The sequence below is a fragment of the Bdellovibrio sp. HCB337 genome, from assembly GCF_047302465.1.
GTDB lineage: Bacteria > Bdellovibrionota > Bdellovibrionia > Bdellovibrionales > Bdellovibrionaceae > JACMRP01.
The window spans coordinates 1,413,772-1,432,970 of the sequence record NZ_CP178621.1 but is presented as its reverse complement, the minus strand read 5'-3'; the positions used below and the strand labels follow the sequence as shown (position 1 = coordinate 1,432,970).

The following is a 19,199-nucleotide window of genomic DNA, read 5'->3' as shown; positions in this document are numbered from 1 at the left end:
ATTTGTCCCGCATACGCCGCTCGTCCCGAAGCCCGCTCTAAAGCCAGGTTTTCCCCTCTTACGTCTGAAGACCTTGGTTCAGAATTTTGCTTACTGATTGAGCATTCCCCAGCGCTCGCAACAATAGAGAAAAGGCCATTTTCATTCAAGGGGAATCACTATGAAAGTTCTTAGTTCTGTTCTGGCAGCCCTGTCTCTTGTAGCTGCAAATGTTTCTTATGCCGACGACTTTCACGCGAATATCGTGGGTGGCGTAGAAGCCTCTGTCGGAGAGTTTCCGTATATCGTTTCACTTCAAGATAAAACAATGGGTCACTTCTGTGGTGGATCTTTAATCCGTAAAGACTGGGTTCTGACAGCTGCACACTGTGTAGTTAACGGTGGCGTAGATTCCATCGTCATCGGTCTTCATGATCGCACGGACAAGCGCAATGCTGAAGTTATTAAGCCAAAGAAAATCATTCGCCATCCTAAGTTCAGCGAAAAAACGATGGACTATGATTTTGCATTGATTCAATTAAGCCGCTCTTCTCGTTACGAGCCGGTTGCAATGAACCCTGCAGAGATCGCTATTCCAACAGACGGCTCTACAATCATGACGACAGTTGCCGGTTGGGGCGCAATGAAAGAAACAGCATCTGGGCTTCCTAAGAAGCTGCAAAAGGTCAGCGTACCCTTGGTACATAAAACCGTTTGCGATAAAAACTACCCAAAACAAATCACTGATCGCATGATTTGTGCAGGTTATACAAAAGGTGGCAAAGACTCTTGCCAAGGTGACAGTGGTGGCCCGCTTGTTGCCAAAGATGATAACAACGACACTTATTTGATTGGTGTTGTTAGCTGGGGCGCTGGCTGTGCTCGCGCAAGCAAGCCCGGCGTTTATAGCAAGGTCAATCTTGCTACCAAATGGGTCGCAGAAACGATTCGCTAAAAGACAAAGCCCCCTGATAAAGGGGGCTTTTTTTATGGGATTTTTCTATTTAGATACTCCGGCAAATAATGATACTTCTCTAAAGGCTCATTGGACGCTTTTTTAAAAGCCTTCTCTACTTTCGGCATCAAATAAGACTTATTCTTGCGAACATAAAAATAAAGATCCGTATGATCCAAAGGGTTTTTTCTAACAACAAGATTCTTAAAGTCCTTTGCGTACTGAATTTTTGCAGCATCTATGATGGGCTCTGGCAGAATCGTATAGTCTGCTCTACCATTCTCTAAGAGTTTCAACGCGTGCTCTAAGCTATCGACGCTTACAACCTTGGCGTTTCTTTTCGACAATGCATCACGGGTCACTACGGCACAGTAGAACATCACTCCAGCGTACTCACTTAGCTTGTCTTCGGTAAAATTCTTAATCTGCTTACGATGGACCACAATAAAATCTGAATGCGCGATTGGAAACGAGGTCATGATGGATTTTGCCGACCTTCTTATCACGCGGGACTCACGAACCAGCTCACCATCAAGCTCACCTTTTTCTACCATAAAGGTGCTCCTATCTATGGATAGCGGCACGTATTCGATTTGAATATCTTCTTTTGCTAGGGCTTCAGCAACATAGGTTTTAAGTTCAACAAAAGGCGCTGTCTTTTCAAGATTTACAGGGACTGCGATGACAAGCGTCTCGGCTGCACACAACATCGTCCAAGTCATGATAAGTAGAATCAACCCTTGCTTCATAAGGTCATTGTCTCACAACGCCTCACTGCCAGAGCGCAGATTGCTTCCGTTTCTCGAGAAAACAATAGCTGTTTAAATGAATAACTAAGGGTTCTTACGGGATCTCGGTATTTAACAGATTTGGCAAATAGCGGTATTTCCAGATCGGACCGCGTGACGCGCGCTTGAGGGCCTTTTCTATTTTTGGCATTAGATGTGCGTTTTTCTTATTCAGACAAAAATAAAGTTCTGAGCGATCAAATGAATTTTTACTAACAACAAGATTCTGAAAAGCCAATGGCTGTCTGTCCCTGGCCGCCGCAATAATTGTGTCAGGCAAAATCGTGTAGTCTGCACGCTCACTCGCTAGCAACAAGAACACCTGATCCAAAGTGGCTACGTTTTCGACTTTAATTTTTTTTCGCTCGATCGTCGCACGCACCGCCGGAGAGTTAAAAAACACAACTCCAACGTAAGTGTCTAAATTCTTTTCTTTAAAGTTTTTTATTTGTTTGCGACGAACCACACGGAAGTTGGTGTAGATCATCGGAAATGAAGTAATCATTAGATTCGGAGAGTTTTTTAATACGTAGTCCGTACGAATTAGCTCCCCGTCTATTTCGCCTTTATTAGCTAAAAAATTTCCTCGCTCTAAAGACAGCGGCATGAAATTGACGTGGATGTCTTCTTTGGCCAATGCATCCGCAAAGTAGTTTTTGAGTTCTACAATAGGTGGAGTTTTTTCGAGATCTTCCTGAACCGAAACAACGATCGTCTCGGCCCGACTCCAAGACGTTATGAGCAAGATAAACACAATGAGAACATGCCTCATATGACAATTATCTCATAAGGGCTTCAAGCCGGCGTAAAAAAACCGGCTTTTCTCGTTAAAAAGACTCTAGTGCTCTAATGTGGATAAACTAGTGACGAACAACCGCTTCGCCAACTTCTTTGGCAGCGTCATTCAAACAAGTAGAGAAGAAGCGAAGAACCATGAACAATTGGACATCCTCGTCCGCTTCCAATTTTGGATCAGTGTTCTCTTCTGAGAAAAGTTCCTGAGTAAGATAGTTTAGGATTTCAGGCTGTCCGTTGAGCATCTCGTTTTTGTGGATTTCTTCTAGCATTTCATCGTTTAAATGAAGAAGTTTTTCCAAGTCAGCTTCTTGGTCCTCAAACTTGGCCACAACTTCGTCCTCAGTGAGAGCGCGAATTTGTGGGTATTTTTCCTCGAAGCTTTTCCAAAGAATCAGGGCAATCATGAAGCCCAAATCTTTAGCACCTTCACTCATGTCCTCGATAAACTCGATCACAAAACCCGCAAGCGCTGGTTGTGCATCAAAAAGAGCCTGAGATACGGCGTCCAAGTCCTCTTCTTCGGTGATTCCACAGATATTATCGATTGAGTTTTGAATAGTTTGGAAAGGAATTGTTTCCATTAAAAGTGCTCCTTGAAAAGCTTGAACCTAGCGGATTTCCCCATAAACGCCAATCAAATAATGAGACATCCCACTCTGAGAAACTGCGCCGTTTTGACTATCTACTAAGCACTCTGTTGACCACAAATTGTTAGACAGCATCTTGGCCTACCACACATAAAACTGTTTTTAAAATGTCTTGAACTGATAACGCTGTCATTCCCAGCACTTAGCTGATCGGCACGAGCTTCGCAATAACTCCAAGTACGCAGTTAGTAACACTTTCGGAGGTCTCAGATGAAAACAAGACGAATTACAAAATGGAGTTTTGTCATCATCTCGACGTTCACGTTGTCTTTCTATGTTGAGAATATTTCGGCTGCTTACATGCAGGAAGGAAGCACCGAAATGGCATCGAAAAATGCAATCCGCTTGCAGCACGCACGCGAGCTATTAGGAACTTCCTATAATGGAAGTTTGGCTGAAAGAAGCGCATCTCTGCCTTCAGTCAGCAAGTTCGTATATTCAACAGTGCAAAACAAACTCTCTGATAAGAAGTGGGCAAAACATGTGGCTAATGTTAGCGCCATGATTCTTTCTGAAAGCGAAAAGAAGGGCTTTGATCCTTTGTTCGTACTCGCAGTGATCCAAACTGAGAGCCAATTTGATCCAACAATCATTGGTGGCGCAGGTGAAATCGGCTTGATGCAAATCAAACCTGACACAGCAAAATGGATCGCTCAGAAAGAGAACATTCCTTGGAAGGGCAAAAACACTCTGAAAAACCCAACTATCAATGTTCGTATCGGGATTGCTTACATGGCTTTCTTAAGAAAGAACTTTGCGAATGAGGCTCCAAACTACGTTTCTGCCTACAACATGGGCCCTAGAAACGTTCGTCGCTTGGTGGCGCAAGCTATCCAGCCTAAAGAGTACTCAAGCCGCGTAATGGGCAACTACGAGATCATCTATGCGCAGATGATGAAGCTAGAGACTTTGGCTCAATTGTAGTCGAAACGCCACTAGCGCAAATAAAAAAGGGAGCTTCAACAGCTCCCTTTTTTATTTAAATCTATTTTCAGATTTCCGATTAGGAATTCTTGCTCAAGAAATCTACGATCGCGTCTTTTGGATGGTTACCAACCAATTGACCGATTTCTTTACCGTCTTTGAAAAGAAGCATCGCTGGGATACCGCGGATGCCGTATTTACCCGGAGTTGATGGATTCTCATCGACGTTCAACTTCACGATTTTTACTTTTTGCGACATCTCTTGAGCCACTTCTTCAAGTTTTGGTCCAAGAGCACGGCAAGGTCCACACCACTCTGCCCAGAAATCCACCAATACTGGTGTGTTAGAATTTAAAACATCAGATTCAAAAGAACTGTCTGTTACGGGTTTTGTAAATGCTGCCATAGCTGTCTCCTCTTACTAATAAGGTTGAGCATGATTGATGAAAAAACAAGGTCGATCAATTACTTTTTTCTAAATAACGCTTTGGTAAAAGACTTACGAAGCTCGTCTTGGTCCTCGATTTCTTTGTTATTCCAAGACTTTACGATCTCTTTTTGACTGCGGCGGCTGGCGATTTTACTAAGGCTCTGACGGGGGTCAAAATCATTAATTTGAGCCGTATATTTCCCATATTTGGACACTCGGTCTGCGCCTGACTTTTTGGCATTTTGGATCTCTTTAGCAAGTTTATCGACTTCTTGAGTGCTGATTTCAAGGCTGCGCTCATCACTCAGATCAAAGTTGATTTTTTGCCCGGCGGCTTTTGCAGCAGCTTCGTCTTCAGGAGTGATGCTAAGCTCGCTGTGATCCGTGAGTTCTTTCCAGAGCGCTTCTAAATCTTGATCGTCTTTTTTCGCAGGCTTGCCAGCTGTCTCTGAAGAAATATCCAAATTGAACTTTGCTTTGGCTTTTGTAAAATCCTCTTCGTCTTCCGCAATCGGAGTACCACTGATCGTGAAATTTTCTGGGTCTTCACCGACCTGGCCAGTAACAAGAAGAGCTTCATCCTGCGCTTCACCGGTATGTCCCGTGCCGCCCAAAAGATTGTCGCCAGGTTTGCTGGTATCATTGCCGTGTTTGCTCAGACGTTCTTGCAACAAGAGTTCGTCATAGCCCAACATTTTACCAACGATTTGCATCAGTCTTAGCCCCGGAAGAGGAGCTTCTAGCAACATGTCTGCTCTGATTTTTGCGAAGTCTTGAGGGTTCGGCTTGTAACCTGCTGGTAAAACCAGAATCACTTTCCCCTGCCAGCGAGTCATCTCGCGCAGACGACGACCAGCTCCGATCGTCGTTACTTTTCCGGCACGGCCATAAGCCACAACCACATCAGGGTTGAATGAGAGCACATTTTCACTGAGAGTATATTCTGTTGAAATTCCAAGCACGTCGAAGCCCGCTTTTTGCAAAATAGCTTGGGCATTCATCATTTCTGAATATTCTTCGTAGACTAAAAGGATCTTGCTGCTCACAGTAAATATTGTCAGGGATGTCAGCCGTCGGGTCAACAAAGAGCCGATCCTAATCCTCTGGACAATGGCCGCGATTCCTGCACTAAATAAAGCCTTGGCGTCATCGATAGTTTAAACTAAGGTTCCTTATGGTTAGCGTTTTCCGTGGTAAAAAAGCAGCGCAATACATCTTCTTTGAAATGCTTCCGAGTTTCATTTTAGGCCTGATCGTTTTCGTTTCGATTATTCTTATGTTCCAGGTCCTGCGTCTGACGGAGTTTGCTCTTGTCCACGGCGTGGACATGAAAACCATTGCACAGATTATTGGCTATATTTGTATTTCCCTTTTACCGGCCCTCTTCCCAATGAGTCTTCTTTTTGCCGTCATCCTGACTTATGGACGCCTCAGTAGTGATTCCGAGATGGTGGCGATGAAGGCCTCTGGACTTCACATGGGAATGATTCTGACTCCGGCCGTCGTGCTGTCTCTCTTGGTCGGAGTCCTTTCCGCCCAAACCTCTTTCGAAATTGCTCCTTGGGGCAATCGTCAGTTCGAAGTTCTTTTTACGAAGCTTGGAAATACCAAAGCCGCTGCCACGGTCAAAGAAGGCACATTCTCGGAAGGTTTTTTTGATTTAGTGGTTTATGCGAACAAGGTTCATTCAGACAATGGAACTTTAGAGAACGTATTCATTTACGATGAACGCGAAGAAGGAGCGCCGCTTACGATTATTGCTAAGCGCGGCGCCATCGTTCCGGATCCGAAGGCGCCGGGGCACAATGTGCTCTTGCGGCTTGAAGATGGCGACATTCATCGTAAAACTCAGACTCACACTAAAATCAAATTCGACACCTACGATATTCGCCTGACCGATCCGATCCAAGAAGTCATTCGCGAGAAATCCGCACAGTCTCTGACACTTTCAGAGTTGAAGGAGATTCTTAAGAAGAAGGACTTAAAGCCTCAAGATCAAAGAACTTATCAGACCGAGTTTCATAAGCGCATTGCGATTTCGGTTCTTTGCATAGTGTTTGCCTTAATCGGAGTCGGCCTTGGCACAACCACCAATCGTCGTACTGCCAAAAGCAGCGGTATGATTCTGTGTATCGGCATTATCATTGGCTATTGGGTCTTGTATGTAACGTTCGAGGGCCTAGCCCGTAATGGACAACTTCCACCGGCTTTTGCAGTCTGGAGCCCGCTTGTGCTCTTTGCAGGCATTGGCTTCAATTCCTTAAGAAGAAACTGGAACTAAAACAATTCCGAGCGTGTTTGAATCGGCTTGGTTTCTATTTATAATTGTTTTTTTTATTTTTGCTGTTCGTTTTGAACTCTAGATCGAGGGGCGGGAGCCGCTTAGAAAAATGAGCGATGCAGTAGCGTCCTTACCACCACGGTCATCCTTGACCACATCGCCCCTCCCTTGAATCTAATGTTAAGAGAAAAGACGAGAGTTTTTCAAAGGCTTTTTTCATTATTTTTCATTTTTTTTAGACAAATGACAAAGTTAGAGCGGCGCCACTACATATAGATTTTAGTCCTGCTAGAGCTCACTAGCCATAGAAGTAACATTCGGCAGCGTTTGCAACTCGCTTCTAAAATAGCTGCCCAAGTCCTCGGCATCACGGATCGGAGTGGCTCCTTCACTCAATAAATCAAGATTTCCTAGGTGCGAACTGTCACTTGGATGACCCGGAACAACGAGAACTGATTTGCCGAGCTGCAAAGATTTATGTGCGGTCAACAAACTCCCACTGCGGCGCCGAGCCTCGATCAACAAGGTCACAATACCAAGACCCGCGATCAGACGGTTTCGGTCATGGAAAAAGTGTTTTTTCATTTTCTCGGCAAAAGGGTACTCGCTCATCATGCAACCGCCCCCATCAATGACCTTACTTTGCCAAGCTTCAAGGTTTTGGGGATAGATCGCCCCTAAACCCGAAGGCAACACCACGACGGTGGGGTTTGAGTTTCGCAGGGCTAGTTGATGAGCGACCTGATCCACACCGCGAGCGCCACCACTAACCAAGATCGCCTTTTCTTGGCGCAAGAACTCTGAAAGATGCTCTTCCATCCAACGCTGAGAAAGGGCGGTGATGTCGCGGCTGCCAACAACGGAAAGAGATCTCCCCCACAACCAAGCCGGATGACCTTTGTAACTGAGAAAGACGGGCGCACCTGGCATACCCACAAAACTTGGAGGATACAGTCGATCCCCGCAGAAGGTGAATTTGACCCCTTGATCATGCAAACGCACAATTTCTTCACGCTCTTTCTTGAGAGTCTCTTTACTCTCGCAGAACTCTTGAAAGAAAAAGGGTTCTTCGGCTCGCAAGTAGCGGCGAAGTTCTTCGCTATTTAAGGGATACGGCAATATGTCGTCTCGCAAACGGCGAAAGCTCTGAAGACAACGGATATTTTTTTGAATAAGGCTAAGATGTATGAGTTTTTCCATTGGAAAAAAACCCTATGCAAAATCAGGTCTAGCTCTATTGGGAAAATGGGACAAAAAAGAGAGTCGCCACGTCCAGAAATCGAACAGATTTCCGTCCATGTCGAAACATTCTTGATATATTATATGAACAATCTTCGGTTTTTCTGTAAGAATGGGTTTACGGGTAAAAAGCAGAAGCCCCACAAAAAGGCGCAAGGGAAGTCTTTTCTTTCTGCGGGGCCCCCAAGAAACACTTTGTTTTGCGGACAAACCGATGTTTCTAAAAATAGGATACGTATAAAACAACCTTTTTTAAATTCGTGTTTGGGATATGAGCCAAGGTCGTAAGAAAAAAACAAAAATCCAAGTAAAATCACCCACTCAAGAGAGATCTAAACAGACGGTCTCTAGCATCCTCGAAGCTTGTGCTCGTATTATCGCACGAGAAGGATATTTTGCTGTCACGACAGACAAGATTGCTGTCGAAGCTGGAGTGAGTATCGGTTCTTTGTATCAATTTTTTGGTAACAAAGAATCTGTCGTTGCAGCGTTGATCAAACAACTTATTGACGATGATCGCCGCTACTTCTTCGAGAAAATGCGTCCTTATGAGAATCTGCCTCCAGAGGAGAAAATCGTAAAGATGCTCGACATCGGGTTTGAGATTTATCGTATGAATCCGCAGCTCAGAGCAGCCCTACAAGCTGTGCGTTTGTATCTGACGGATCAAGAGTATATTAATCAGTCTCGTGCCCTATTCATGGAATTCGTGCGTAATCACCTCTGCCACATTGCTGCCCCGAGAAATCCGGACAAAGTGGCTTTCATCACGGTAACGGCGTTTTTAAGTATTCTTAACAACACCACTCATGACCAACAAAATGTGGTCAATGATCCCGAGTTGGTGAATGAACTCACCTTGATGTTTAAAAAATATCTCGAATTGAAATAACAAAAAACCCGGTGGAGACACCGGGTTTTTTGTTAGTTCGGAAGTACCAGATCCAACTCATCTGGGCTTTCCAGCACGTATATCCGAGCCTCATTACTAGTGTGGCTCGTTTTGTCGGCAAAAATCAAAGAGCCGTTATCATCCAACGTCAGATATTCATCACCTTCATAAGTGTAATTATCGTCAGTACCAAAACTTGCGAATTTCAACTTCGTCGTTTTTGAAAGGATGTACGGAATTCTTGGTTCTCGCTCTGCGACCTCTAGAACTTTTGCCTGATCTAGGACTAAGTCGATAGCCCCATTATTGTATCTTTTCAAATCCCCAAAAGTTCTTGCACCTTCATGGCGATTTCCGATTCCAAATTGAGTATCATCCCCCATCGCCGTTAACAGCAAATGCCCCAACAGTTGAGCTTTGTTAATGACCTGCAGATGAAAGGCCGCAATCTGAGAGTTGATTTTGTTAGCAATCTCTTTCACGTCGCTATCCTGCTCCATAGCCGCTTCCAACTGCAAGACATAGCGAAGACTATTTGATGGCTGACCTCTATAAAGACCTTCATGAATCAAAATAGACGCCTGCTGTTCTAGAGTCAGGTCAAAGAACTTTGGCAAAATATAGGTCATTGCCGGATCGACGGTATTATCTGAGGAGAATGCAACAAGCTCAAAGGTCTTTGGATCGATTTGAAAACCGGCCTGATTTGCAAGATCCACATATTGCCGCTTAATTGCATCAAGTCCCCGAGGATCTATGACTTGCACTTGGCGAAAATGATCTAAACGTCCCAAAATTCGAACTAAAAGATCTTTTTGAACGGAGTAATGAAACGCTGTTAATTCTAAGTTTGCACGAATTTTTGCAATAAGATCTTTCGACGGCAACCACACGCCGTTGTACTCAGGCTTTACTTCAAGGCCAGCCTCGATCAATGTTTTACATTGTCCATTGATACAGATAACTCCACCACCGTTGTTCACAGAGTGGCCATCTGCTTGGGCCCATGAAAAGCTGAAAAGACTCAGCAGTAGTAACCATTTCATTTGATCCTCTTTCCCTATTAAAAACTAACTTTAACTATTCCCACGTACAGAGTGAATGAACTTTGCAGTGCATTTTGCTCTGGTTATTGCAAAAGCCCTCGTGCGCTTCATAACCTTCTTTTGCTACGCACTTCTTTTCTCTCTGCTCAACCACGACGCGAATGACTTTTTCATCTTCTTTTTCCCAAGAGCACTTCCCTGCTGAGAATCCGCAACCTTGCTCATTCAAATTGCTGCAAAAGGCACTCATTCCCGGATCTTTCGCTGTGCACTTGCCATCAGCATTCGCTTGCAATCCTACAAACATCAAAGCTGCTAAAAGACTTGTACTGATCATTTTCATTTATTCCTCCTTGAAATAATTGATCTAACTAATTTGGTAATACAAAATCCAATTGGTCAGGATTTTCTAGTTCATACGTGTAGAAATTCGTATCGATATACTTGCTACCTATAATATAGAAAAGGTCATACGCCTCCCGACTCATATAGTATCTTGGGTCCACTTTTCCATAACTTGCACTAACGAGTTTGAACTTAATGTCTGTAAGTCTCGAGAAAATATACGGGAACTTAGAATCTTTCTCTCCAAGCTTCAAGAGCAACAGAGGATCTAAAGTTAAAATCATTTCTTTATGATCGTCTGAAAATGTTGTCTTCCCCAAAGCGTTGGGACCCAAATTAATGCCTCCATAGAACGAGCAGTCGGCATTTTCAGAAGTTAACGCCGCCAACATGTGTGCAAAAAGCTGTCCTTTGTTCAAATACCCTAAGCGATAGGCCGCCAATTGCCCGTTCGTTTGGTGAGAAATCAAACCGCAATTGGATTGACTGATCGCGTATTCAAACTGCAAAACATATTTCAAGTCCGCCGTTGGACGTCCACGATAGAGACCTTCATGCAACAAAATGCTCGCTTGCTGTGTGGGGCTCAATTCAAAAAATTTTGGCAGCAAATACGTCAATGCAGGTTGCACAGTATTGTCCGAAGAAAAAGCAACAAGTTCAAAAGTCGCCGGATCTAAGACAAAACCAGCATTGTCAGCGGCTTCAATATACTGTCGTTTTATTTCCTCAAGTTTCACGGGATCTACGACCGTGGCTCTGCGAAACTGATTTACTCTTCCTAAAACCTGCATGATCACCGGTTCTCGCAACTCCCATACAAGAGGAGCCTTTTCAATCAAACTCTGAACACCCGATAGGTGGTGCGATTCTGGAATCCATACGCCTTGAAAATCTGGCTTGATTTCAATTCCTGCCTCAACCAGCGTTTTACATTTTCCGTCTATACAAATGACTCCGCCACCGTTATTCACAGAATGGCCATCGTTGGCATACGCCCATGAGCAACTAAAAAGTGCGAATAATAGAATCCATTTCATATTTATCCCCTTTTAATCCCTAAAACTTATTGTTCTTGTACCGGTGTTTCGCTGCCTGCCGGAAGTGTGCAAGGAACTCCTACAAAAGTAACTTTTCCGTTTTCTGAAAGAGTTTGGCTAACAGCCGTCCATTTCATACGCACAAGGGCCTCACCTTTTTTATCAAAAGTGATTTTTTGTCCTTCGAAGGTGCCGATTTCATCGTCCACTTGCAGAAGGTCCTCTTTTAAAGACCAATTAAAGCTTTTTCTGCCATAGATTTCTTTGGTCGCAGGTTTGTAGCCAATCCACTCCGCAGAACCATTGTTTTTAAATTTGTAGGTGCCGATCGCACCGTCCTTGTCCTCATCACGTTCAGCACACCACGCAGTTTTTGTAAGACCACTATAGGTTTGTACGTGGACTCTTTCTTCCTGAGTAACCTCGTTAGCGTTTTGATTGGAGCACGCTGCAAGCAATCCACAGATTAATAAGACAATTCCATATTTCATTTCTGAACCTCTTTCGATAACGGAAACAATTGAAGACATAATTGATAAATTTCTTTTTTAGAGCCGGACTCTAAATACTGACAAAGCTCATCGCGGAATTGGCGAATGCGCTTTTGAGCCTCGGGTAATTTGGCAGGATCGATCGCCATCGTAATGCCGTTGAAGTACCGCTGCTCAATAGGCGTATTTTCTAAAGCATCATGGGCCAAGTCTAAATACTGATGATGGGTATTACGAATGGCGCTGCTAGGAATACCATCGGGTGAATCAAACGAGGCACCCGTGACGACGATCTCGCCTTTTTTTGAAAGGCGGATCATTCCCAAGCGTTCCAGACGAAGCAAAGCTTCTTGCACAACGGATTTTGTTAGGCCCAAGCGGTTTGCAATCCAAGCGGCGTCACTTTGAAAATCTTCTGTTTCTGCAACAGACAAAATCGCGAAGTGATACCAATCTGAAATCACTTTGTATTGATCGGCTTTTAGTTGCAGAGTTTCGCGCGCACGTTGCGCCTGAGATTTATCCGTTGATTTTTTGAGAACTTGTGAACGCACATCAGGTGCTAACATCAAGGCTTCTGCCAAACGCTCGGCAAGCTTGCTGCCGACGATACGCTTGCCACTGAGAATCTCGGAAAGTGCCGAATGACTCAGTCCCAGTTTGCGGGAATACGCACGCACAGAGAACGAAGGGTTTTTAATCCGTCGTTTTTCGAAATCCTCGATGAGGATTTTCTGAATGAGTCCCTGATCCGCCTGCAATTTCATAAAACAAAAGCTAGAACGGCCAGAGAGTTCAATCAAGATATTTTGGAACATTGTGGTCCAAACGATTTGGACCAGGACTTCTTCAGAGGAGGAAGCAGACCGTCACGATTGGGGGTGACGACCCGCCCCTAAGATTTACTTTACTTAATTAGAGTCAATTTCACTTCGCCCTTTTTCAAAGGGAAGTTTAATTTCGCTGCAGTACGAACCATCGTGATGAATTTAGGATCGTTCTTAGCAGCACACTTTGAAATGTCCAAAGTGACTTCTGAGTAGCTCATAAAGTCTGCAGACTCTTTAGAGTCTACAACGTTAGCACATGTCAGGGCGTTGATATTGTCTTGCATGACAGGACCGCCACAACCGATGTTAGACGTGACTTTGTATTCTGCTGTGAACTGCACCAACTGTGGGCCACGCGCTAAACCGTAACAACCGATGATGGGCGCTCTTTCAACGAAGAATTCCTCGGATTGAATGTTTTGAACAACAAGGTAAACTCTGTCGTGTGCATCTGATGTGGCAAAGGCATTGACTGCGAAAAGTGCTAAAAAAAGACTTGTGATAACTTGTTTCATAAAATCTCCTTGGGTTAATGCTAAAAACTAGTGAAGTCTTTGTAGCACACCGCTTAAGAAGATCTCTAGAAACACTGCCACAATCTGCGGCAATTTTGCCGCAGTGGAAATTTTTGTCACATCTTTTTACAATAAGGACGTTTTAGGCGCTTAAAGAGTCAGCTCGTCGTCTGAAGAAGCTGGAGGCGGAGCTTCGCCGCCACTTGGAGTGTCTATATCCAAATCGAAATCATCGCCGCTACCGCCGTTACCGCCACCTGTATCTGCAGGAGGAACGAAGGCCTCAGAGTCTGCAGCAGACGCCGCAGTACCATTCGCAGCCTTCACACGGCCGCCGGCGTAATCACCGATCATAAAGTCTGTTGTAGAATCCAAGACGTAAGCAGTCGCAAAATGTTCTGCAAGCTTAATCACCTTTACAGTACCGATCACGCGGTCATTGGCAAAAGCTTTAGTATTAGGCTTGCGGACTCTTTCGTTCATGAAAACTTGCAAAGTCGAACCTTCTTGCAAGCCCTCTTTTGCTCCGGCATTTAAGAAGATGATGTTGTCAGTTCCAAACATCTTTTGCTGGAAGCGTTGATATTCACCACCAATGATTTTTGCCTGCACAGATGTTGAGACTGCCGTAGGAGCCGAGTCAAACGTTGTTAGCTGACCCGCCATCAACTTCGCGCCGACTTCTACTGGGTTGATAGCTTTTTTTACCATTGCACGGAAAAGACTTTCGCCTTCATTCACTCGTTCCATCAGCTCAAGCTCGCCTTGAATTTCGACGACAGTTCCCTTATTCCCAAAAGACTCTGTCGGATCTGAAAGTTGAGTTTTGTCGTAGAATGCGATTAGACGTTTCGCGCCCGCGTTTGAAATGCGCACAATCACTTGTTGATACTCACCCGTCGTTTGTTCGTCCTGCATTTCAAGCTCGACAACCTCGCCGATTGCAGTCACAGAGTTGTCCGTGGCAAACACAGACAAATACTTCGGAGCCGGCGGATATTTCACGCGAGCTCCGCTGATTTCAAAATCCATTTTCGGAGCGTTGACGACTCCCATCCTGTAAAGTGGCAAACTGCCTGGAAGGTTTTTTACTACAGGACGACTTTTTCTTTTTGGCGGAGGAAGTTTGATGCCCTCTAAAGTGCCGTCTGCTTTTTTCTCTAGCACTGTTGTTGGCAAAGCCTCAGGAGCATCCGATTTTTGAGCAAGCCCCACTGTCGGAGCCTCCGTCATTGTTCCCGCGTAAAACTTGATCGCTTGATCCGGATTGATTTGATGGGGATTCAAAATATCGTCGGTATTGTAGGACCAAACCTTGGGCCAATAGAAAGAATCACCAAAAAGAGTGTTACTGATATCCCAAAGAGTGTCTTTATTTTGCACCGAATAGTTATTGGCTTTGCGATTTGCCAATGCTTTTTCCCAAGAGTCTTCCGAGGTAGGAGCTTCGTTATATTTTTTGTAGATACGATGGAAACGCTCTTCAGCTTTGAAGTCGGCATCATCTTGAGCATAAGCCACCACGCTGGTGGCCAATGTCGCTACGGAAATCAGTTTCAAGAAAGATTTTTGCACTCGTCGCTCCATCCTTGGAAAGAAAGTGAGGAACTAAATTATCTCATGAGTTTGAGTTCGTTCTCGGCACGGAAAGCTTCGGGGCTTCCTGGGTATTTCTTACGCAAATCTGCGAAAACACCCTTTGCTTGTGGATCGAGATTCATTTTTTTGTAAGCGACCGCTTTTGCATACTTTGCAGCCACTACTTTGTTGCTACGTGGATATTGAGTAATTACTTTTTGATAATACTTAATCGCCTCTGCGTAGTTCTTGCCGTCAAACGCCAAGCGACCTGCAAGATACGTCACGTTGTCCGCGTAAGAACTTGCTGGAAAACGAGTCATAAAAGTTTGCATGCGGCTCTTGAACCCAATTTCATCATTGGAACGATAGGCGTTGAAAATCTCTCCGTAGAGTGCGGACTCACTGACTTTCGACGGATCTTTTCCCGTGAGCTCAATCATCAAAGCGTCTTTGCTCATAGAGTCTTTCACTTTCTTTGCTGCCTCTGCAGAAACTGTCGAAAGACTTAAAACAAAAGTTACTGTTAGAATAAAATACTGCCTCATCTCTCACCACCTCACTGTACAAATCAAGTATGACACGGCTAGAGAATCCACGACAATAAAGAGTTTTCCACATCTTTTGTTGAGTTGCTTTGGTCCTAGACCTTGGACTGTAATACAGATAAGGCTTTGAGCGAATTGATCACTTTTTCAGCATAATGTAAGTTATTGAATTTACTTGTGTTGTGACGAAATATTGACGAAAAATGGAACTCCGAATTTCAGATCTTAAATTCCGATTGTTGGCCGCTTCGCGTTCTAATTACAGATTATTTTAGATCTAGTTCCTGGTCTAAATTTTGATAAGTCATTGAAACCATGATTTTAATTGTCATCATTGCCAGCGTTTTTAGCATCAGTCTTTTTCTCGATTTGCCCGAAAAAATGTCACATCTCTCCCTCCACCTTCATCATATCTGTTTACAATCCCTTCCAAAGAGGGTGGAAAACCTTAGCAGTTTGGAAGCTTTGGTCTGCGGAAAAAATATGCAAGCACTGTTGGTGAAAGATCTGCTTGTGCAAAATTCACTCATTCATATCTTCATTGTTTCAGGTTCTCACTTCTTACTTCTGCATAAAATCTTAGCAAAACTTCCGATTGTGCGCCGACATACTCTCTTCATTCTATTTGGATATGCGCTGATGACTTTATGTCAGCCGCCAGCACTTCGCGCTTTGCTGTTCTTAGTTCTTCTGAAAATTTCCGAACGATGGAAGTTATTTCTGTCACCAGTCTTTTTAGTTTTCTTAAGTGCCTGCCTATGTGTTGCTGTTTTCCCACAGTGGATAACTTCGCGCTCCCTTTTGATGAGTTTGTTAGCAGCACTTATAATTGCGCTTATGTCCGAGTTCTGGGGAAAAAAACAACACACCCTGCCTGCCCTGTTTCTTACCCAAAGTGCTTTGTACTTTGTCATGGCTTTTCCACTTTGGGGATTTTCGGATCTTCATCCCCTTGGGGTTTTACTCAATCTGACTTTGGGTCCGCTGATTGGCGGTGTTTTGTTCCCGCTCGGTCTCTTGGGAGCAATCGTTCATCCACTAGCTTTTCTTTTTGATAAAGCCTTGAACCTTCTGATTTGGATTCTTGAACGAAACACTGGTTTTTACGGGTTAAAAACAGAAGCCTCTCCGCTGTCGCTGTTTTTTCAGTGGGTATTTTTTGTTTTTCTTGTCGGTGTTTCCTATTGGACATTAATTTGGAAAAAACGGCAGAAGGCTCTGAATGGCTAAGCACTTTGTTGCCCTACTTTTGCTTTTGTCACCGGCGGTGCTTACGCCTGACATAAGTTTGAAATCATTTTTTATAGTGTGGAATGTCGGCCAGGGGCAGTGGGCAACTCTGGTAACACCGAAAATCTGTCATCACTTTGATATGGGTGGTGAACGAAATCCTTTACGCAAGGTTCAAAAAATCTGCCGGCAAAAACAGAACAAGATCTACCTCAGCCACTGGGATTGGGACCACGTAAGCTTTGCTTTGAAGGCTCAAAAAATATTAAGTAGCCCTTGTCTGCAGGTACCTCCTTTAGGAAAAAGCAGCCCCTACAAAATGAAAATCCTTAAAGTCTTCAGACCGTGTGAATCTGATTTATCAATGGATGGAACTGTTCAGGAACTAACGGCGTTCACGTCTCAAGACCTTAACAAAAAAACCAATGACTTGAGTCGCGTTCTTGTAGCGAAGGAAAAAATCTTGATCCCTGGAGACTCACCAAAGCCGCAAGAAAAAATCTGGAGTCAGCAAATCCCAACAAACAAGCTCCGCATTTTAATTTTGGGGCATCATGGAAGTAAAACAAGTTCCTCTGAAGATTTGTTGTCTCATTTGCGCGAACTGAAGATCGCGATTGCCTCTGCACGATTCGCGCGCTACGGGCATCCTCATCAAGAGGTCGTTCACAGGCTACGCAAACATCGAGTGCCGCTGCTCCGTACAGAAGATTGGGGAAACGTTTGGTTTGACTCCCCTTAGCCGAGTTGGCCGCAAACAAAGTTTACTAAGCTTGTGAGCTTTCACTTTTGGGCATAACATGAAGCAATGAAAAAGATACGAGCTCTCATCATGATGATGCTTATACTCGTTTTCAGCAGGCACACAGCAACTGCTGAAGAGAAGGGCTTTGTTTTTTGCTACGATCCCTATCCTCCGTTCGCAGTAGGTGAATTTGACAAGTACACTCGTGAAGGCCTTAAAGTCCAAGCGCTCGAAGAGCTTGGTCAGGCAATAAATCTGAAATTTAAAGTTATTCTGTTACCTCTAACTCGTTGCCTGCAGGAAACTGCTAAAGGCACCCTGGATGGCGTTCTTCCAATCTACAAAACAAGCCTTCGCGAAAAAACCCTGGTTTTCACACGCCCCGCTTTCGTGCAGGAAACAGTTCTCTTTTACAGAAAAAAGTCTTTTCCAAACGGCCTTGAATGGAAAAACTGGAGTGAGCTCAGTCATTTAAAATTAGGAACTTTGTTAGGGACTTATATTGATAAAAATATGGAAGAAAACTTTCAAATTAAAAACAACCTGCACCATGCAAATGATTTGAGTTCTCTTTTCACGCAGCTGAATGAAAAACGTATTGATTTGGTAGCTATTGAACGAAGTGTTGGTGAGTGGACTATTCAAAAATCAAATTTCAGCTTGTCGATCGCTTCAAGTCGCCAAAGTATTTCCGAGCAAGAATCTTTCTATGCCATATCCAAGAAGTCGCCGCTGCTAGAGAAACTGGATCTTATCAATGGTGCCATCGATGCACGACTTAAGAAGGCGTTTGGTCCTGCTATTCCATCGCCGCTGTTGCAGTCCCCAGGTAGTCTTTAATAAAAGCTTTTACGGCCTCTTTAAAACGCGTTGGATCTTTTTCGATCTTAGCTAAATATGCGGCGCCTTCAGCCTGACGGGCTTGGAAACGGCCAATAAGGTTCGCGATATAAATGCGCGCCTCATCTTCTTGCACTTTGTCTTGATACTCTAGCACTGTTACTTTCTTCTCTCGCACCCAGTAGACGCGATCGAAAACCTTTTCTAGGGTGTATGAGCTAGGGTCTGTCTTTCTCCAGTAGGTCTCAAAAAGATCTGCTACACGATGATTCATTTCCGGTTGAGCTTGGTATTCAGCCAGGGAAGTCTCTTGGTACTCTTTCAACTCAAGAATACGCTTATTGCCACTTTTATCTTTGACCAAAACCCACAAGCGAAGACTGCCTAAACTGCCTCCACGCTCCATAGGTCTTTTGGCAACATCCAAGACTTCATAGTTTTTAATGACTGCGGATACGTCTTCTTTATTCGGATGACCATCCCATTTTTCGATTTCACCAGGAATCTCTTTAAATTTGTTTCCAGACACGCGCTTTTGCACATATTTGGTTCTAAGTTCGGCGTACTCTGCACTGGTGATACTCTCAGCATCACGAATAGTAGCAGGTTCTTTCATTTTCTCGCCACGAAGGCCACTTAAGTAGGCATTGCAGAGATCTTTCACTTTAATATCTTTAGAAGAGGCCTTCCCGACCGCTACATAGCGTGCGAATTCCAATGCAAAAGGACCGCGTCCACCATCGTCAAAGTCGATGTTTAGGAATTTAAGTTCTTCCTTACCTTTTTTGCTAGTAATAGGAATGACCGAGAAGTTTCCTAAGTGAGGATCTCCATTGATCGTTCCCTGTTCTTGAATATAGTTGGATAAATCTCCGAGTCTACTGACATCAGTTGCCGCCGTTTTCCAATAATGGCCAGAGTTACTACGCAATAGTTGCGAAATGTTTTTAGAAAGCTCCACTTGTTGAAATGGAATATCTTTAGGACCGACGCTTTGCGCGGCGGTTCCATTCAGAGTAAAAACTAATGCGCATGCGAGAACTGTACTGGCCACAATA

General features: G+C 44.1%; 22 protein-coding genes. 7 read left to right on the top strand and 15 right to left on the bottom strand.

Features of this window, described 5'->3' with window-relative positions; all coding sequences use genetic code 11:
• The first annotated feature begins 160 nt into the window (after positions 1–160).
• Complete coding sequence (locus ACLWBB_RS06925; RefSeq protein WP_413290885.1) at positions 161–934, top strand: S1 family serine peptidase; 774 nt, start codon at positions 161–163, stop codon at positions 932–934.
• 32 nt (positions 935–966) lie between these two features.
• Here ACLWBB_RS06925 and ACLWBB_RS06920 read toward each other — a convergent pair whose 3' ends face one another.
• The 3 genes from ACLWBB_RS06920 to ACLWBB_RS06910 form a co-directional block, all read right to left on the bottom strand.
• Positions 967–1,683: a substrate-binding periplasmic protein gene (locus ACLWBB_RS06920; protein WP_413290884.1), complete on the bottom strand. Its 717-nt coding sequence runs from the start codon at positions 1,681–1,683 to the stop codon at positions 967–969.
• Positions 1,684–1,777: 94 nt separating this feature from the next.
• Positions 1,778–2,494 carry a hypothetical protein gene (locus tag ACLWBB_RS06915; RefSeq protein WP_413290883.1) on the bottom strand — a complete coding sequence of 239 codons (717 nt, stop codon included), beginning with the start codon at positions 2,492–2,494 and terminating at the stop codon, positions 1,778–1,780.
• 88 nt (positions 2,495–2,582) lie between these two features.
• Positions 2,583–3,101: a hypothetical protein gene (locus ACLWBB_RS06910; RefSeq protein ID WP_413290882.1), complete on the bottom strand. Its 519-nt coding sequence runs from the start codon at positions 3,099–3,101 to the stop codon at positions 2,583–2,585.
• Positions 3,102–3,377: 276 nt separating this feature from the next.
• On the opposite strand from ACLWBB_RS06910, the gene ACLWBB_RS06905 reads away from it, so the two are divergent.
• Complete coding sequence (locus ACLWBB_RS06905) at positions 3,378–4,091, top strand: lytic transglycosylase domain-containing protein (protein WP_413290881.1); 714 nt, start codon at positions 3,378–3,380, stop codon at positions 4,089–4,091.
• A gap of 79 nt (positions 4,092–4,170) precedes the next feature.
• Here ACLWBB_RS06905 and trxA read toward each other — a convergent pair whose 3' ends face one another.
• Positions 4,171–4,497, bottom strand: a complete 327-nt coding sequence (gene trxA / locus ACLWBB_RS06900; RefSeq protein WP_413290880.1) for a thioredoxin — start codon at positions 4,495–4,497, stop codon at positions 4,171–4,173.
• A gap of 59 nt (positions 4,498–4,556) precedes the next feature.
• Positions 4,557–5,567, bottom strand: coding sequence for a hypothetical protein (locus ACLWBB_RS06895; protein WP_413290879.1), 1,011 nt, complete (start codon positions 5,565–5,567; stop codon positions 4,557–4,559).
• Between the two features lie 128 nt (positions 5,568–5,695).
• Between ACLWBB_RS06895 and lptF the strand changes: the two genes are divergently transcribed.
• Complete coding sequence (lptF, locus tag ACLWBB_RS06890; protein WP_413290878.1) at positions 5,696–6,802, top strand: LPS export ABC transporter permease LptF; 1,107 nt, start codon at positions 5,696–5,698, stop codon at positions 6,800–6,802.
• Between the two features lie 288 nt (positions 6,803–7,090).
• On the opposite strand, the gene ACLWBB_RS06885 is transcribed toward lptF, so the two are convergent.
• Positions 7,091–8,002, bottom strand: coding sequence for a DNA-processing protein DprA (locus tag ACLWBB_RS06885; protein WP_413290877.1), 912 nt, complete (start codon positions 8,000–8,002; stop codon positions 7,091–7,093).
• 310 nt (positions 8,003–8,312) lie between these two features.
• Here ACLWBB_RS06885 and ACLWBB_RS06880 point away from each other — a divergent pair, with 310 nt between their 5' ends.
• Positions 8,313–8,933, top strand: a complete 621-nt coding sequence (locus tag ACLWBB_RS06880; RefSeq protein ID WP_413290876.1) for a TetR/AcrR family transcriptional regulator — start codon at positions 8,313–8,315, stop codon at positions 8,931–8,933.
• Between the two features lie 32 nt (positions 8,934–8,965).
• Here the strand turns inward: ACLWBB_RS06880 and ACLWBB_RS06875 are convergent, their stop codons facing one another.
• From ACLWBB_RS06875 to ACLWBB_RS06840, 8 genes are all read right to left on the bottom strand, one after another.
• The gene (locus tag ACLWBB_RS06875) at positions 8,966–9,979 is read right to left on the bottom strand and encodes a hypothetical protein (RefSeq protein ID WP_413290875.1); all 1,014 of its coding nucleotides are present in this window, start codon (positions 9,977–9,979) and stop codon (positions 8,966–8,968) included.
• A gap of 34 nt (positions 9,980–10,013) precedes the next feature.
• Positions 10,014–10,322, bottom strand: coding sequence for a hypothetical protein (locus ACLWBB_RS06870; protein WP_413290874.1), 309 nt, complete (start codon positions 10,320–10,322; stop codon positions 10,014–10,016).
• Between the two features lie 28 nt (positions 10,323–10,350).
• On the bottom strand, positions 10,351–11,364 hold the full coding sequence (locus ACLWBB_RS06865) for a hypothetical protein (RefSeq protein WP_413290873.1): 1,014 nt from the start codon (positions 11,362–11,364) through the stop codon (positions 10,351–10,353).
• Between the two features lie 26 nt (positions 11,365–11,390).
• Positions 11,391–11,855 (bottom strand): hypothetical protein, encoded by a 465-nt coding sequence (locus tag ACLWBB_RS06860; RefSeq protein ID WP_413290872.1) that lies wholly within the window; start codon positions 11,853–11,855, stop codon positions 11,391–11,393.
• Entirely contained in the window at positions 11,852–12,673 is an 822-nt protein-coding gene (locus ACLWBB_RS06855; RefSeq protein WP_413290871.1) for a TIGR02147 family protein, read from the bottom strand. Before ACLWBB_RS06855 ends, ACLWBB_RS06860 begins: the two co-directional genes overlap by 4 nt.
• Before the next feature lie 89 nt (positions 12,674–12,762).
• Positions 12,763–13,200 carry a hypothetical protein gene (locus ACLWBB_RS06850; protein WP_413290870.1) on the bottom strand — a complete coding sequence of 146 codons (438 nt, stop codon included), beginning with the start codon at positions 13,198–13,200 and terminating at the stop codon, positions 12,763–12,765.
• Between the two features lie 150 nt (positions 13,201–13,350).
• Positions 13,351–14,775, bottom strand: coding sequence for a LysM peptidoglycan-binding domain-containing protein (locus ACLWBB_RS06845; protein ID WP_413290869.1), 1,425 nt, complete (start codon positions 14,773–14,775; stop codon positions 13,351–13,353).
• 38 nt (positions 14,776–14,813) lie between these two features.
• Positions 14,814–15,326, bottom strand: a complete 513-nt coding sequence (locus ACLWBB_RS06840) for a tetratricopeptide repeat protein (RefSeq protein ID WP_413290868.1) — start codon at positions 15,324–15,326, stop codon at positions 14,814–14,816.
• A 483-nt stretch (positions 15,327–15,809) separates the two neighbouring features.
• Between ACLWBB_RS06840 and ACLWBB_RS06835 the strand changes: the two genes are divergently transcribed.
• The 3 genes from ACLWBB_RS06835 (at position 15,810) to ACLWBB_RS06825 (ending at position 18,141) form a co-directional block, all read left to right on the top strand.
• Complete coding sequence (locus ACLWBB_RS06835) at positions 15,810–16,556, top strand: ComEC/Rec2 family competence protein (protein ID WP_413290867.1); 747 nt, start codon at positions 15,810–15,812, stop codon at positions 16,554–16,556.
• Positions 16,549–17,298, top strand: coding sequence for a ComEC/Rec2 family competence protein (locus ACLWBB_RS06830; RefSeq protein WP_413290866.1), 750 nt, complete (start codon positions 16,549–16,551; stop codon positions 17,296–17,298). Before ACLWBB_RS06835 ends, ACLWBB_RS06830 begins: the two co-directional genes overlap by 8 nt.
• Positions 17,299–17,364: 66 nt before the next feature.
• Positions 17,365–18,141 (top strand): substrate-binding periplasmic protein, encoded by a 777-nt coding sequence (locus ACLWBB_RS06825; RefSeq protein WP_413290865.1) that lies wholly within the window; start codon positions 17,365–17,367, stop codon positions 18,139–18,141.
• Here the strand turns inward: ACLWBB_RS06825 and ACLWBB_RS06820 are convergent.
• The gene (locus tag ACLWBB_RS06820; protein ID WP_413290864.1) at positions 18,101–19,195 is read right to left on the bottom strand and encodes a DUF2252 family protein; all 1,095 of its coding nucleotides are present in this window, start codon (positions 19,193–19,195) and stop codon (positions 18,101–18,103) included. The genes ACLWBB_RS06825 and ACLWBB_RS06820 overlap by 41 nt on opposite strands.
• Between the last annotated feature and the right edge of the window lie 4 nt (positions 19,196–19,199).

What these genes read in the sequence shown, in the direction of transcription:
- ACLWBB_RS06860 (WP_413290872.1), bottom strand. Translation starts at nt 11,855, where the DNA reads ATGAAATATGGAATTGTCTTATTAATCTGTGGATTGCTTGCAGCGTGC.
- ACLWBB_RS06915 (WP_413290883.1), bottom strand. Translation starts at nt 2,494, where the DNA reads ATGAGGCATGTTCTCATTGTGTTTATCTTGCTCATAACGTCTTGGAGT.
- ACLWBB_RS06910 (WP_413290882.1), bottom strand. Translation starts at nt 3,101, where the DNA reads ATGGAAACAATTCCTTTCCAAACTATTCAAAACTCAATCGATAATATC.
- ACLWBB_RS06830 (WP_413290866.1), top strand. Translation starts at nt 16,549, where the DNA reads ATGGCTAAGCACTTTGTTGCCCTACTTTTGCTTTTGTCACCGGCGGTG.
- ACLWBB_RS06920 (WP_413290884.1), bottom strand. Translation starts at nt 1,683, where the DNA reads ATGAAGCAAGGGTTGATTCTACTTATCATGACTTGGACGATGTTGTGT.
- ACLWBB_RS06825 (WP_413290865.1), top strand. Translation starts at nt 17,365, where the DNA reads ATGAAAAAGATACGAGCTCTCATCATGATGATGCTTATACTCGTTTTC.
- lptF (WP_413290878.1), top strand. Translation starts at nt 5,696, where the DNA reads ATGGTTAGCGTTTTCCGTGGTAAAAAAGCAGCGCAATACATCTTCTTT.
- ACLWBB_RS06850 (WP_413290870.1), bottom strand. Translation starts at nt 13,200, where the DNA reads ATGAAACAAGTTATCACAAGTCTTTTTTTAGCACTTTTCGCAGTCAAT.
- ACLWBB_RS06905 (WP_413290881.1), top strand. Translation starts at nt 3,378, where the DNA reads ATGAAAACAAGACGAATTACAAAATGGAGTTTTGTCATCATCTCGACG.
- ACLWBB_RS06880 (WP_413290876.1), top strand. Translation starts at nt 8,313, where the DNA reads ATGAGCCAAGGTCGTAAGAAAAAAACAAAAATCCAAGTAAAATCACCC.
- ACLWBB_RS06885 (WP_413290877.1), bottom strand. Translation starts at nt 8,002, where the DNA reads ATGGAAAAACTCATACATCTTAGCCTTATTCAAAAAAATATCCGTTGT.
- trxA (WP_413290880.1), bottom strand. Translation starts at nt 4,497, where the DNA reads ATGGCAGCATTTACAAAACCCGTAACAGACAGTTCTTTTGAATCTGAT.
- ACLWBB_RS06855 (WP_413290871.1), bottom strand. Translation starts at nt 12,673, where the DNA reads ATGTTCCAAAATATCTTGATTGAACTCTCTGGCCGTTCTAGCTTTTGT.
- ACLWBB_RS06835 (WP_413290867.1), top strand. Translation starts at nt 15,810, where the DNA reads ATGCAAGCACTGTTGGTGAAAGATCTGCTTGTGCAAAATTCACTCATT.
- ACLWBB_RS06875 (WP_413290875.1), bottom strand. Translation starts at nt 9,979, where the DNA reads ATGAAATGGTTACTACTGCTGAGTCTTTTCAGCTTTTCATGGGCCCAA.
- ACLWBB_RS06870 (WP_413290874.1), bottom strand. Translation starts at nt 10,322, where the DNA reads ATGAAAATGATCAGTACAAGTCTTTTAGCAGCTTTGATGTTTGTAGGA.
- ACLWBB_RS06840 (WP_413290868.1), bottom strand. Translation starts at nt 15,326, where the DNA reads ATGAGGCAGTATTTTATTCTAACAGTAACTTTTGTTTTAAGTCTTTCG.
- ACLWBB_RS06925 (WP_413290885.1), top strand. Translation starts at nt 161, where the DNA reads ATGAAAGTTCTTAGTTCTGTTCTGGCAGCCCTGTCTCTTGTAGCTGCA.
- ACLWBB_RS06865 (WP_413290873.1), bottom strand. Translation starts at nt 11,364, where the DNA reads ATGAAATGGATTCTATTATTCGCACTTTTTAGTTGCTCATGGGCGTAT.